This window comes from Salmonella sp. SAL04162, from assembly GCF_046551535.1.
Lineage (GTDB): Bacteria > Pseudomonadota > Gammaproteobacteria > Enterobacterales > Enterobacteriaceae > Salmonella > Salmonella enterica.
Genome location: NZ_JBGDVX010000002.1, coordinates 289,637 through 302,021 on the forward strand (window position 1 = coordinate 289,637; position 12,385 = coordinate 302,021).

Sequence of the window (12,385 nt, forward strand, 5' to 3'; positions counted from 1 at the left end):
TTTTAAAAAGCGCTAAACGATACCACCATCACGCATTTCGCTCAAGGAAGCCGCCTGATGCTGAAACGGTTAACGAAGAGAAATCCAGAAAAGAGAAGGTATTATAAAAAATGCCGGATGGCGCTGGCGCTTATCCGGCCTACAAACAGTACTCGTCCGTAGGCCGGATAAGCGCCAGCGCCATCCGGCAGTCACAAAACAGTACCCGCCGTAGGCCGGATAAGACGCTTCGCGTCGCCATCCGGCAGTCACAAAACAGTACTCGCCCGTAGGCCGGATAAGACGTTTCGCGTCGCTATCCGGCAATCAGATGAGCGTTATCAGGACACCAGCAACTGGTTCATACGGCGGATAAACTGGTTCGGATCTTCCAGCGTACCGCGTTCAGCGAACAGCGCCTGATCCAGCAGCAGCTCGACCCACTCTTTAAACTGCGCTTCATCCTCGGTATCGGCAGTGCGTTTGACCAGCACATGATCCGGGTTGAGCTCAAAGATGTATTTCACTTCCGGCACGGACTGACCGGCCGCGGCGAACAGTTTCGCCATCTGGGTGCTCATTTCATCCGCATCGGTGGTGACAATCGCCGGCGTGTCGGTTAAACGGTGCGTCAGACGCACCTCTTTCACGCGATCGCCCAGCAGGGTTTTGACACGCTCCACGAACGGCTCAAGCGCCTTTTCCGCTTCTTTCGCGTTTTCGTCGACTTCATCCGCCAGTTTTTCGATGGACTCATCGGCTTTAGCGACCGACTGGAATGCTTTACCGTCAAACTCGGTCAGGTAGTTCATCATCCACTCGTCGATGCGATCGGAGAGCAGCAGCACTTCGATGCCTTTCTTACGCAGCAGCTCCAGGTGCGGGCTGTTTTTCGCCGCCGCATAGCTGTCTGCGGTGATGTAGTAGATTTTTTCCTGCCCTTCTTTCATCCGGGAGACGTAATCTTCCAGCGACACGGTCTGGGCGGAAGAGTCGGTATGGGTGGAGGCAAAGCGCAACAGTTTGGCGATCGCTTCCTGGTTGGCGTGATCTTCCGCCGGGCCTTCTTTCAGCACCAGACCGAACTGTTTCCAGAAGGTTTGATATTTTTCCGCGTCGTCTTTCGCCAGTTTTTCCAGCATTTGCAGAACGCGTTTGGTCAGGGCGCTGCGCAGATTACGCGTTACCGTGCTGTCCTGCAGGATTTCACGGGAGACGTTCAACGGCAGGTCGTTAGAATCAATCAGGCCGCGCACGAAGCGCAGATAGTTCGGCATGAACTGCTCGGCATCGTCCATAATGAACACGCGCTGTACGTACAGCTTCAGACCATGTTTGTGATCGCGGTTCCACAGATCCCACGGCGCCTGCGACGGGATATACAGCAGGCTAGTGTACTCCTGCTTACCTTCCACGCGGTTGTGGCTCCAGGTCAGCGGATCGGTGAAATCATGCGCGATGTGCTTGTAAAACTCGTTGTACTCGTCGTCTTTAATTTCCGACTTGTTACGGGTCCACAGCGCCTGGGCCTTGTTGATTTTCTCCCAGGAAATCACGGTTTCGCCGTCTTTTTCTTCCCGTTTTTCAATCTCTACCGGCAATGCGATGTGATCGGAATATTTACTGATAATCGAGCGTACGCGCCAGTCATCGAGGAATTCATCTTCGCCTTCACGCAGGTGTAAGGTGATTTCCGTACCACGGTCATTTTTGGTGATATCGGCAACGGTGTATTCGCCTTCGCCTGCCGATTCCCAGAACACGCCATTTTCCGGCTTGTCGCCTGCCGCACGAGTACGTACGGTCACTTTATCGGCCACAATAAACGCGGAATAGAAGCCTACGCCAAACTGACCGATGAGCTGGCTATCTTTCGCCTGATCGGACCCCATTGATTCGAGGAAAGATTTGGTGCCGGACTTGGCAATGGTGCCTAAGTGGTCAATCACCTCATCACGATTCATCCCCACGCCGTTATCGGCAATGGTCAACGTACGCTTATCTTTATCGAAAGAGACGCGCACACGCAGCTCGCCATCTCCTTCATACAGGTCCGGGTTTGACAGAGCGCGGAAACGCAGCTTATCCGCCGCATCTGAGGCGTTAGAGATGAGTTCACGCAGGAAGATTTCTTTATTGGAATAAAGAGAATGGATCATCAGGTGCAGAAGCTGTTTAACTTCTGACTGAAAACCACGCGTTTCTTGTCCTTTCATGTGGATAGACCTCAACAATGCCATTTTTAATGGTAAAAATACGTTGAGGGTGAGATGGGGACAAGCGGGTGTGATTTCAAGCGGAGGCCGCGAATGCCGCCTCCGTTTGTTCAGAAAATAATCTTATGGCGTCCCGCCAGCGAGTGGGACAGCGTCGTACCGTCGACCATCTCCAGTTCGCCGCCAACCGGCACGCCGTGGGCGATACGGCTGGCTTCGACGCCGGCCTCCGCGCACAGCTCGGCAATATAGTTCGCGGTAGCCTCCCCTTCAACCGTCGGGTTGGTCGCGAGGATCAGCTCACTGATTTTTTCTGACGCCAGCCGCTGTTCCAGACGATCGAGACCGATATCATCCGGCCCGATGCCGTCCAGCGGCGACAGGTGGCCCATCAGCACGAAATACCGCCCGGAAAATTGCCCGGTCTGCTCAATGGCGTAGATATCCGCAGGACTCTCCACCACGCAAATCTGGCCGTTTTCCTGACGCCGCGGGTTCGAGCAGATATTACAAACATCCTGCTCGGTAAAGGTGCGGCAGTCGGCGCAGTGGCCGATTTCCGACATCGCCCGGGTCAGCGCCTGCGCCAGGCGCATTCCGCCGCTGCGATCGCGCTGCAACAGGGTAAACGCCATCCGCTGCGCCGACTTAGGGCCGACGCCCGGAAGGCAGCGCAACGCTTCCATAAGCTGAGTTAACAGCGGACTGGTTTGCATCAGAATGGCATCTTAAAGCCTGGCGGCAGTTGCATACCGGAAGAGACGGAAGCCATCTTCTCTTTTTGCGTCTCTTCAATGCGGCGCGCCGCATCGTTGAAGGCCGCAGCGACCAGATCTTCCAGCATCTCTTTGTCATCTTCCAGCAGGCTTGGGTCAATTTCCACGCGGCGGCAGTTATGCGCGCCGTTGATGGTAACCTTCACCAGACCCGCGCCGGATTCGCCGGTCACTTCCAGCTGCGCAATCTCTTCCTGCATTTTCTGCATTTTTTCCTGCATCTGCTGGGCCTGTTTCATCAGATTGCCCAGACCGCCTTTTCCAAACATAAGCTCTCTCTCTTGATGGTTCACAATCGCAAGCCAGGCTTACGATCAAATGGGGCGGATACTCTCTTCATCCAGCTCGGCGTCGAAGAATCGACGCAGCGTCTGAATGTTATTATCCGCGATAATTGACTCACGCGCTTGCGCGAGTTTCTCTTCATAAATAGCCTGACGCCATTCCAGCGGCGTACGCACCGCGGGATTATCATCTTCAACGATGGTCAGTTCAACCGTCTCTCCCGTCAGATCGCTGAGCGCTTGCGCCAGCTTTTGCTGCGCGCCGCTGGAATTGAGGTGCCGCTGCGTCGAACGCAGATGCAGACAAACCGCGTTGCCGTTCTGCTCCTTCCAGGCATTGAGCGCCACCTGCTCCACCAGCTTAGGCAAAGAAAGCTGGCTTACCTGCGCCGCCCACGGATCGCGCTCAATCGCCTCCGCCGCCAGTTTAGCCGCCAGCTCCGGCGTTTTTTCATGCTCCAGAGCTTTCTTAAGCGCTTTTGGCGTAGCCACCACTTCTTTGGTTTGTACTACCGGCGTGGTGGCCTTCCAGCGATAAGCCTCTTTCTTTACTGGCGCCGTTTCCAGCGCAGACGGCGCCGGGCGCGCCTGTACGCGCTCCGAAACCGAGGCCAGCCGCTCCAGCGCAGAGTTATTCACCGGCCGCGCGCGGGATGCGGCTGCCGGTTCACTCTTTTTTGTTTTGGTTACTCCCTGCGCGCGCTGTAGCTGATTGCGCGCCGCCAGCACCTGACTGGTAGACGCCGGCAGCGGCGCTGGCGATGTCTGCGGCGCGGGCGCCGACTGCTGCTGCACCTGTGGCGGCGTCATTACCGCCGTTGGGGCCACAGCCGCAAAAGACTGCCGCGGCGTTTCAGGCTCCGGCAAGGGCATACGCGGGTGAAACGCCAGCGCACGCAGTAACGTCATTTCAACGCCCATCCGCCGGTCCGGCGCCCAGGGCAATTCTTTGCGACCAATCAACAACGTCTGATAATAGAGCTGAAGGTCGCCGGGAGGCACCGTCCGGGCAAGTTCGCGCATCCGTTGCTCGATAGCCGCCATATCGCTGCCTAACGCGGCAGGCGAAAGTTGCACCATCGCAATACGGTGCAGCAGGCTAAGCATTTCGACCAGCAGCGATTCCCATTCAATACCGCGCGCCGCCGTCTCGTTGATAAGCGACATGACGCGTTCGCCGTTAGCGTCAACCACTGCCTCGACTAATGACAAAGCCTGGTCGTCGTCCAGCGTACCGAGCATGGCGCTTACCGCCTGCGTCGAAACCTGCCCGTCGCCGCTGGCGATCGCCTGGTCAGTCAGACTTAATGCATCGCGCAGGCTGCCGTCAGCCGCACGTGATAACAACTGCAACGCGCGGGGTTCGTGAGCGATATGTTCCTCATTGAGAATATGCTCAAGCTGATGGCGAATCTGTTCAACATCCAGAGCTTTGAGATGAAACTGTAGGCAGCGCGACAAAATGGTCACCGGCAGCTTCTGCGGATCGGTGGTCGCCAGTAAAAATTTCACATGCGCTGGCGGCTCTTCAAGCGTTTTAAGTAACGCATTAAAGCTGTGGCGCGACAGCATGTGGACTTCATCGATCAGATAGACTTTAAAGCGACCGCGCGCAGGCGCGTACTGGACGTTATCCAGCAGGTCGCGGGTGTCTTCGACTTTGGTACGCGATGCGGCGTCAATCTCAATGAGATCGACAAAACGCCCCTGCTCAATTTCCCGACAATTATCGCAAACGCCGCACGGCGTCGCGGTAATACCGGTTTCGCAGTTCAGCCCCTTCGCCAGCAGTCGGGCGATAGAGGTTTTACCGACGCCGCGCGTGCCGGAAAAAAGATATGCGTGATGAATGCGCCCTAACGACAAGCCGTTCGCCAGTGCGGTCAGCACATGTTCCTGGCCGACGACGTCAGCAAAGGTTTGTGGGCGCCATTTTCTGGCTAAGACCTGATAACTCATTGGCAGGCTCTGAAACGCTGGAAGGTGGATTCATAGAAGGGTAATGCTAACACAACCTCGCCGATACAGCGAGGTTGTCTCTCTGGCTAAAATAGCAGTGCGGATAGCCTGAATCAATGCCCTGGAAACGGCACCAGGCTATAACAGGTAATCCCCTGCTTTTCCAGACGCTGCTCGCCGCCCAGATCGAACAAATTGATGATGAACGCCGCATCGGTGACTTTCCCGCCCAGACGACGGATCAGCTTCACGGTCGCCTCAATGGTGCCGCCAGTCGCCAGCAGATCATCCACGACCAGCACGTTGTCGCCAGGTTTAATCGCGTCGACATGGATTTCCAGCTGATCGGTGCCGTACTCTAATTCATAGGTCTCGGCAATAGTTTCACGCGGTAATTTGCGCGGTTTACGTACCGGAACAAAACCAACGCCCAGCCCAAGCGCAACCGGCGCGCCAAACAGGAAGCCACGCGCTTCGGTGCCGACCACTTTGGTGATACCCGCATTTTTATAACGCTCAACCAACAGTTCAATACTGAGCGCGTAGGCTTTCGGGTCTTCCAGTAAGCTGGTGACATCACGGAAAAGAATGCCCGGTTTCGGGTAATCCTGAATGCTTTTGATGCTGTTTTTGAGAAACTCAAGCTGCTGTGCAGTCGCGGTCATGGATATATGCCTGCTAAGTACGGTGTTACTCACGGCGCAATACTTTTCAGTCAGGGGTAACGCTCGGTTACTCTTTGACCGCCTGCGCCTGTGCTCGAAAACGGTCGAATTTACTGGCTGTGAACGACAATTGCAACAGCGATTCGTGTGCTTCAGCGCTTTTGTTGCTTTTCATCAATCACCGGTATCCGCCACATAAAAATCAGCAGGCAGGCCAAAATAACCAACAGCAGCACCCGCACCCACATCATATTCACCAGCCACAGCGAGATACCAAAGGTCAGCAATATCAACGCGATCGCTCGCGGTTTCGCTCCCGGCGGCATGGCCCGATAGCGCTGCCAGTGGCGCAGATAACCGCCAAACCATGAGCGGTATAACAACCAGGCATGGAAACGCGGCGACGAGCGGGCGAAACACCAGGCCGCCAGTAAAATGAACGGCGTTGTCGGCAACAGGGGCAAAACCACGCCCAATGTCCCTAATACTACCGCCAGCCAGCCAATGATGATTAAAATAGTACGTTGCATAATGCGAATCGTTATCAAACAGAAGGCTACTGTAGCACAGCCTGTCTTATTTTCATCGGGGTGTTGAATTGAAAACCGCTATGCTGTTACAGACGCTGGAAGAGAGGCTGGCGACGCTACGCCAACGCTGCGCGCCGCTGGCGCAACATGCGACGTTAAGCGCGCGCTTTGACCGACATCTTTTCCGTACCCGCAGTACTCTGTTGCAGGGATATCTGGAAGAGGCTGACGCCAATCTCGCCGCGTTGCGTCAGGCGGTAAAACATGAGCAACTGCCGCAAGTCGCCTGGCTGGCGGAACATCTGGCTTCGCAACTGGAGGCGATATCGCGTGAAACCGCCGCCTGGTCGCTGCGCCAGTGGGACACCGCCGCGCCAGGGCTTGGCCGTTGGCAGCGCAGACGAATACAGCATCAGGAGTTTGAACGTCGACTACTGGCGATGACACAGGAGCGCAAAATTCGTCTGGCGCAAGCGACCAGCCTTGTCGAACAACAAACGCTGCAAAAGGAAGTCGAGATCTATGAAGGACGGCTGGCGCGCTGCCGACATGCGCTGGAGAAAATAGAAAACGTACTGGCGCGTTTAACCCGTTAATCCTGGAGAAAGTATGTCGCTTGAAAATGCCCCTGATGAAGTCAAACTGGCCGTGGATTTAATTGTGCTGCTTGAAGAGAATCGCTTACCGGCACGAACGGTGCTACGCGCGCTGGAAATAGTTATGCGTGATTATGAAAACAAGTTAAAAAGTACGGAAGACGACTCGCAAACAGAGTAATTGCCCTCTGGTTTGTCCTCGTTGTCGCTGACAGAGTGGTCGCTACAGTCAGGCAACAAGGGACGGGTCATGGAACGTCTACCCACCACGCCGCACGATGCGGTATTTCGACAGATGCTGATGCAAAAAGAGGTCGCCCGCGACTTTCTGGCTATCCACTTGCCAGAAGACTTTCTTGCAATCTGCGATCTGGATTCACTGAAGCTGGAGTCAGGGAGTTTTGTTGAAGACAATTTACGCAGCCGCTATTCAGATATCCTCTACTCTCTGCATACCCAACACGGCCCCGGGTATGTTTACGCGCTCATTGAACATCAGAGCAAATCAGACCGGCTGATGGCTTTTCGCCTGATGCGTTACGCCATTGCCGCCATGCAGCGTCATCTGGATGCCGGTCATGATACCTTGCCGCTGGTGGTGCCAATCCTCTTTTATCACGGTCCGGAAAGCCCGTGGCCCTATAGCCTTAACTGGCATAATATGTTTGTGAAACCGGATATGGCGAAGGCCTTATACAGCTGCGAATTTGCGCTGGTCGACCTGACGATAATGCCGGATAATCAGCTTTTGCAGCATCGGCGGATAGCGATGTTAGAGCTCCTGCAAAAACATATTCGTCAACGCGATTTAAGCGAACTGCTCGACCCCCTTATCACGCTTTTAACGCAGGATCATTTGACGGACACGCAGCTCAGTGTGCTGATCAACTATATGTTGAAAGCAGGAAACGCCGCAGAACCCGGGGCGCTGATTCGTCAACTGGCGCAGGGCGCGCCGCAGTATAAGGAACAACTGATGACAATAGCGGAATGGCTGGAAGAAAAAGGCCGAACGGAAGGGTTGCAAAAAGGCCTGCAAAAAGGGCTTGAGCAAGGTTTAGCACAAGGCCGTGAGGCCGAAGCGCGCGCTATTGCCCGCAAAATGCTTGCCAACGGGCTGGAACCCGGGCTCATCGCCAGCGTCACCGGCATTACGCCGGAAGAGCTTTCTACGCTTTCGCATTAGCGGCGCCGCGCGCACTCATAAAGCGCGCGGCCCACCGCCTTTTAGCTTGCCGTAGGCGCCAGATCGCCGCCGTTGAGATCGCGCTTCACTTCAGTGACTTCGTCGCCCTTCGCGTTATGCAGATGCACCTCAAGCTGGTTAAAGGCGATATTGATATCATTTTCACGGCACAGTCGATCGATCGCGCGGTTCAGTTCATCCACCGTATGGCTACGATCGCGCAATTCACGCACATACAGACGCAGTTCATGATCCAGAGTGCTGGCGCCAAAGGTGGTGAAGAATACGGCAGGTTCCGGATCGTGCATCACCTTCGGATGCTCCATCGCCGCCTGTAGCAGGACTCTTTTCACTTTCTCCAGATCCGAGCCATAAGCCACGCCAAGCCGGATAACCAGACGGGTCGTGGTATCGGAGAGGGACCAGTTAATCAGCCGCTCCGTTACGAACGCTTTGTTCGGAATGATCACTTCTTTACGATCAAAATCGGTAATAGTGGTGGCGCGAATACGAATCTTACTGACCGTGCCGGAATAGGTGCCGATCGTTACCGTATCGCCAATGCGTACCGGACGTTCGAAGAGGATGATTAAACCCGAGACAAAGTTACCGAAGATCTCCTGTAGCCCAAAACCGAGACCCACCGACAACGCCGCCGCCAGCCACTGGAGTTTATCCCACGAGACGCCGAGCGATCCGAATACTGTCATCGCGCCAACAGCGATAATGACGTAGTTAAGGATCGTGGTGATCGCATACGAAGCCCCCTGGCGCATATTCAGGCGTGAAAGCACCAGCACTTCCAACAGGCCGGGTAAGTTGCGGATGAGCGCCCAGGCCACCATCGCGGCAATAATGGCGAATAACAAGCTGCCCATCGTCACGCTTTTCACCACCGCAGCGCCAGCTTCGGAGCCGTTGTAGTGCCACAGCGTGATGCTATCAAGGTAGCTGAATACGGTGATCAAATCGGACCAAATCGCCCAGAACATAACGCCGAACAGGGCAAGCATTAGCAGCATCGTGATACGTAATGTTTGCTGGTTAATTTGCTCCAGCGCGATGGCGGGTTCCTCCTGTGGCTCCGCGCCTTCCGCTCCCTCTTTTACCAGGTTCTGACGACGAGCCAGCGCGCGTCGCCAGGCAATCCGGCGTGCCGCTACGCTTAACCCGCGCAGCACCGTTTGATAAAGCAGGTTCCAGATAATGACCAGATAGACGGTTTCAATCCAGCGTCCCGCCAGGCGCAGCGTGGTATAGAAATAGCCGGTCGCCGTTAATACCATTAACGCCACCGGAATAATGGAAAGAATCGTCACGGTCACCAGTCGAATGCCGTGAGATTCTTTATCGCGCCAGCTTTCCCGGCACAGTGGCCACACCAGCAATGTTATGACCAGCAGATTGAGGAAAATAACCGCCTGCCCCAGCACGTCATCCATCAGATTCAGCGGCGACAACTCCGCCACCACAGACCAAAAGTGCAGCGGCAGCAATGCGAGGCTAATGCGTACAATCTGGCGACGCCAGTGGCTGGTCAACTGCGCCGGCATACCAAAATGGCGTATCGCCACGCCCTCTTTTTCCAGCACCTTCCAGCACAGTCCAAAGACCAGCCAGAACATCGCGAGCTTTTTACTAAAGGCCCAGAGCAGATCGCTGATATTTAGCTGCATGGTCAGCAAGATCAGTCCAAGCGCGAGGATAATCAGGCACACCGGCAGCGCGCGGATCAGATCGATCAGAATAGCTTTTGGCGTATTGAGCTGACTATCGTTACGCAGCGATCCCACGGCGGCGGCCAGCTTCTGTTGATACGCTTTTAACCATTTCAGACGCCAGCGGATTAAACCGGCGATGAGCAAGAGCGGCAACCCGGCCAAAAAAGCAATAAATACCGCGGGCCAGGCTTTTTGCCAATTCACCGTGATTTTCATGGCGCTGAATTGCTCTTTTAACGTTTGGGGGAACGCTTTAAGCCAGTCCCAGTCCATAGGGCGGTTACTGTTCACCCAAAAAATCTGCTGCGTCAGAATGGCTTTCAGATTTTTCGAGACGCTCATCAACTGCTGCTGGTTAACTTGCAGGTTAATCGCCATCATCAGCTGGTTACCCAACTGTTTATTTAGCTGATCCAATAGCTCACGGCGCATCTCCACCACCTGAAGCAACGCATCATGAACTTCATCATTCACCTCGCTGGTATGCCCCTCCTCCAGCTTGTCGACAAAGGCATCGCTTTGGAATAAGGCATCACGCTGCTGGTTGATTTCAAACTGCTCCAGACGCAAATCCGCAATACGGTTGGTCATATCTTCGAGTTCGTCGGCGGAGGGCAGGGTTTGCTGCTGTTGATAAAGAATACGCGACAGCAACAGGCTGCCTTTTAAGACGGCAATCTGTTCTTTGATATTTCTTTCCGACTGCAGCGCGCGATCGAGCCAGTTTTTCACTTTAATGTTTTGCTGCATCAACATATTGCCGTTTTCGGTCGCGACAATCAGACGCTGGCTGAGTTGATGGTTAATATCCAGTTCCTGTTTTACCAGCGGGTTCGCCTGGATACGCGCCGTTTCGTCCGGCGAAATGGCCTCCTGGGCCGTTTTTTCCGTTAGCGTAAGTCGTTTACTGTTGACCGCCTCCTGTAAAAGTTGAAGCTGATGTTCAAGGCGATTACTGTTGGCCGTCACGTAATCGCGCTGTTTTTGCAGGGTGTCCTGCAAAACGGTATTCCCTTCAAGACTCTTACGTTGCTGGTCGATCTGCGCATTAAGCAGCGCCTGTTTTGCCTGTAATAACACCTGTTGGCTGGGGCGAAGCGCGGCTTCCCCGACGTTATTGCCGTCCAGACGGTTACGGATTTGCTGTATTTGCTGCGAGGCGGTATACATGGCGTTTTGCACGCGCTCAGGCTGGGTCTGTAGCGAAACAAGCTGGCTGTTATAAGCGGCAAGATCGTTTTGCGAATTTTGCAAATCATCCAGTACCTGCGCCACACGCAGCTCAAGCTGACGTAACGAAAGCGCACTCAGCGTTTTTCGCATTTCATCATCATTATCGACATCGCTCAGCGCATTCAACGCAGCCGTCGCCTGGCGCATTTTTTCAGGCGCCTGCGCCACCTTCTGCCGTAGCTGTACGGTCTCCTCTTTTACCCGCTCGATTTTCTCCAGCGTAGCTAACGTATCAATAAGGTCCTGCTGGACGAGCTTATCCTGGGCGGAGAGATCTTTTTGCTTATTCAGCGTATCCAGCTGGTTTTGCACATCCGCTTTTGACGGCAGGTCGCCATTCGTTTGCCCCCGGGCAAATGCCAGAGACTGACAGGACAGCAGGATAATAAGGACGCTAATTGTAATAAAAACAAAATGCTGTGAACGTTTATAAAGCTGCAACATAGTCATGTGAATGAAGTGTCTGAACCGGCAAGCAGACCGGAAATAATTGAGTCGCAAGAATATCACGCCTGTAACAAACAGAATAGCGACACAGAAAATGTCCAGGAGTTTTCCTGGAATATTATCAGGGGGAGCCGGTGACCGTCGACGCGCGCAGCGTCGGACACAATTGATACATCTCCAGCAGGATCGTGACGTAGGCGCGAGCTTCTTTTTTTAAATCAAACGATTGCGGAGCAAATAACCAGTTTTCCATGAGCCCTGAAATAAAGCTGCGCATCAGTATCGCCGCACGACGGGTCAGCAGATTTTCAGGCAGCATTTTAGCATTAATACAATGTTTTAACGTTTGTTCAATCCGATCGTAACTTTCCAGACAAAGGCTACGTTGCGCCTGTTGAACCACAACCATTTCTCCGACAAACTCACATTTATGGAATATAATCTCCATCAATAAGCGGCGTCGTTCTTCTGTTACAGTAGCTTCAAGAATATGAACTAAAATTTCTCTTAATACAGATAGTGGATCGTCGGGGAATTTTGCCTGATACTCAATCTCAAGCTCACCAATATTGGATTCTGATAGCTCCCAGATCTCACTGAATAAATCCGACTTATTTTTGAAATGCCAATAGATTGCGCCGCGCGTCACGCCAGCAGCGTTCGCAATCTCCGCCAGCGAGGTTGCCGATACGCCTTGCTGCGAGAACAAACGCAGGGCCACATCCAGGATGTGTTGTCGTGTCTCCAGCGCTTGTTGTTTGGTTTTTCGTGCCATATGTCGGTGAATTTACAG

11 protein-coding genes and 1 other annotated feature are annotated in these 12,385 nt (G+C 54.0%); of the genes, 3 read left to right on the plus strand and 8 right to left on the minus strand.

What is annotated here, in order from left to right; all coding sequences use genetic code 11:
* Positions 1 to 320: 320 nt before the first annotated feature.
* The 6 genes from htpG to ACLJRH_RS05710 all read right to left on the minus strand — a co-directional run bounded on the left by htpG (position 321) and on the right by ACLJRH_RS05710 (position 6,409).
* On the minus strand, positions 321 to 2,195 hold the full coding sequence (htpG, locus tag ACLJRH_RS05685) for a molecular chaperone HtpG (protein ID WP_001523272.1): 1,875 nt from the start codon (positions 2,193 to 2,195) through the stop codon (positions 321 to 323).
* Positions 2,196 to 2,305: 110 nt separating this feature from the next.
* Positions 2,306 to 2,911, minus strand: a complete 606-nt coding sequence (gene recR / locus ACLJRH_RS05690; protein WP_001195023.1) for a recombination mediator RecR — start codon at positions 2,909 to 2,911, stop codon at positions 2,306 to 2,308.
* A complete protein-coding gene (locus tag ACLJRH_RS05695; RefSeq protein WP_000467098.1) occupies positions 2,911 to 3,240 on the minus strand; it encodes a YbaB/EbfC family nucleoid-associated protein in 330 nt (109 codons plus the stop codon). The genes recR and ACLJRH_RS05695 overlap by 1 nt, the downstream gene beginning before the upstream one ends.
* Before the next feature lie 45 nt (positions 3,241 to 3,285).
* On the minus strand, positions 3,286 to 5,214 hold the full coding sequence (gene dnaX / locus ACLJRH_RS05700; RefSeq protein ID WP_023136488.1) for a DNA polymerase III subunit gamma/tau: 1,929 nt from the start codon (positions 5,212 to 5,214) through the stop codon (positions 3,286 to 3,288).
* Positions 3,889 to 3,953, minus strand: a sequence feature (DnaX frameshifting element). (Overlaps the previous gene by 65 nt.)
* A gap of 113 nt (positions 5,215 to 5,327) precedes the next feature.
* The gene (gene apt, locus ACLJRH_RS05705; protein ID WP_000127350.1) at positions 5,328 to 5,879 is read right to left on the minus strand and encodes an adenine phosphoribosyltransferase; all 552 of its coding nucleotides are present in this window, start codon (positions 5,877 to 5,879) and stop codon (positions 5,328 to 5,330) included.
* A gap of 152 nt (positions 5,880 to 6,031) precedes the next feature.
* Positions 6,032 to 6,409, minus strand: a complete 378-nt coding sequence (locus tag ACLJRH_RS05710; protein WP_001189860.1) for a DUF454 family protein — start codon at positions 6,407 to 6,409, stop codon at positions 6,032 to 6,034.
* A 68-nt stretch (positions 6,410 to 6,477) separates the two neighbouring features.
* Here ACLJRH_RS05710 and priC point away from each other — a divergent pair, with 68 nt between their 5' ends.
* The 3 genes from priC to ACLJRH_RS05725 all read left to right on the plus strand — a co-directional run bounded on the left by priC (position 6,478) and on the right by ACLJRH_RS05725 (position 8,191).
* Positions 6,478 to 7,005: a primosomal replication protein N'' gene (priC, locus tag ACLJRH_RS05715; protein WP_001530689.1), complete on the plus strand. Its 528-nt coding sequence runs from the start codon at positions 6,478 to 6,480 to the stop codon at positions 7,003 to 7,005.
* A 13-nt stretch (positions 7,006 to 7,018) separates the two neighbouring features.
* A complete protein-coding gene (gene rsmS / locus ACLJRH_RS05720) occupies positions 7,019 to 7,186 on the plus strand; it encodes a pleiotropic regulatory protein RsmS (RefSeq protein WP_000051161.1) in 168 nt (55 codons plus the stop codon).
* A 69-nt stretch (positions 7,187 to 7,255) separates the two neighbouring features.
* Entirely contained in the window at positions 7,256 to 8,191 is a 936-nt protein-coding gene (locus ACLJRH_RS05725; RefSeq protein ID WP_000440513.1) for an Rpn family recombination-promoting nuclease/putative transposase, read from the plus strand.
* A 41-nt stretch (positions 8,192 to 8,232) separates the two neighbouring features.
* Here ACLJRH_RS05725 and mscK read toward each other — a convergent pair whose 3' ends face one another.
* Both mscK and acrR read right to left on the minus strand, forming a co-directional pair.
* Positions 8,233 to 11,595, minus strand: coding sequence for a mechanosensitive channel MscK (mscK, locus tag ACLJRH_RS05730; protein ID WP_000178238.1), 3,363 nt, complete (start codon positions 11,593 to 11,595; stop codon positions 8,233 to 8,235).
* A gap of 118 nt (positions 11,596 to 11,713) precedes the next feature.
* Positions 11,714 to 12,367: a multidrug efflux transporter transcriptional repressor AcrR gene (gene acrR / locus ACLJRH_RS05735; protein ID WP_000101756.1), complete on the minus strand. Its 654-nt coding sequence runs from the start codon at positions 12,365 to 12,367 to the stop codon at positions 11,714 to 11,716.
* Between the last annotated feature and the right edge of the window lie 18 nt (positions 12,368 to 12,385).

Bases quoted from the DNA above. Each gene is read 5' to 3' on its own strand.
- htpG (WP_001523272.1), bottom strand. From the start codon at position 2,195: ATGAAAGGACAAGAAACGCGTGGTTTTCAGTCAGAAGTTAAACAGCTT.
- recR (WP_001195023.1), bottom strand. From the start codon at position 2,911: ATGCAAACCAGTCCGCTGTTAACTCAGCTTATGGAAGCGTTGCGCTGC.
- ACLJRH_RS05695 (WP_000467098.1), bottom strand. From the start codon at position 3,240: ATGTTTGGAAAAGGCGGTCTGGGCAATCTGATGAAACAGGCCCAGCAG.
- dnaX (WP_023136488.1), bottom strand. From the start codon at position 5,214: ATGAGTTATCAGGTCTTAGCCAGAAAATGGCGCCCACAAACCTTTGCT.
- apt (WP_000127350.1), bottom strand. From the start codon at position 5,879: ATGACCGCGACTGCACAGCAGCTTGAGTTTCTCAAAAACAGCATCAAA.
- ACLJRH_RS05710 (WP_001189860.1), bottom strand. From the start codon at position 6,409: ATGCAACGTACTATTTTAATCATCATTGGCTGGCTGGCGGTAGTATTA.
- rsmS (WP_000051161.1), top strand. From the start codon at position 7,019: ATGTCGCTTGAAAATGCCCCTGATGAAGTCAAACTGGCCGTGGATTTA.
- ACLJRH_RS05725 (WP_000440513.1), top strand. From the start codon at position 7,256: ATGGAACGTCTACCCACCACGCCGCACGATGCGGTATTTCGACAGATG.
- mscK (WP_000178238.1), bottom strand. From the start codon at position 11,595: ATGACTATGTTGCAGCTTTATAAACGTTCACAGCATTTTGTTTTTATT.
- acrR (WP_000101756.1), bottom strand. From the start codon at position 12,367: ATGGCACGAAAAACCAAACAACAAGCGCTGGAGACACGACAACACATC.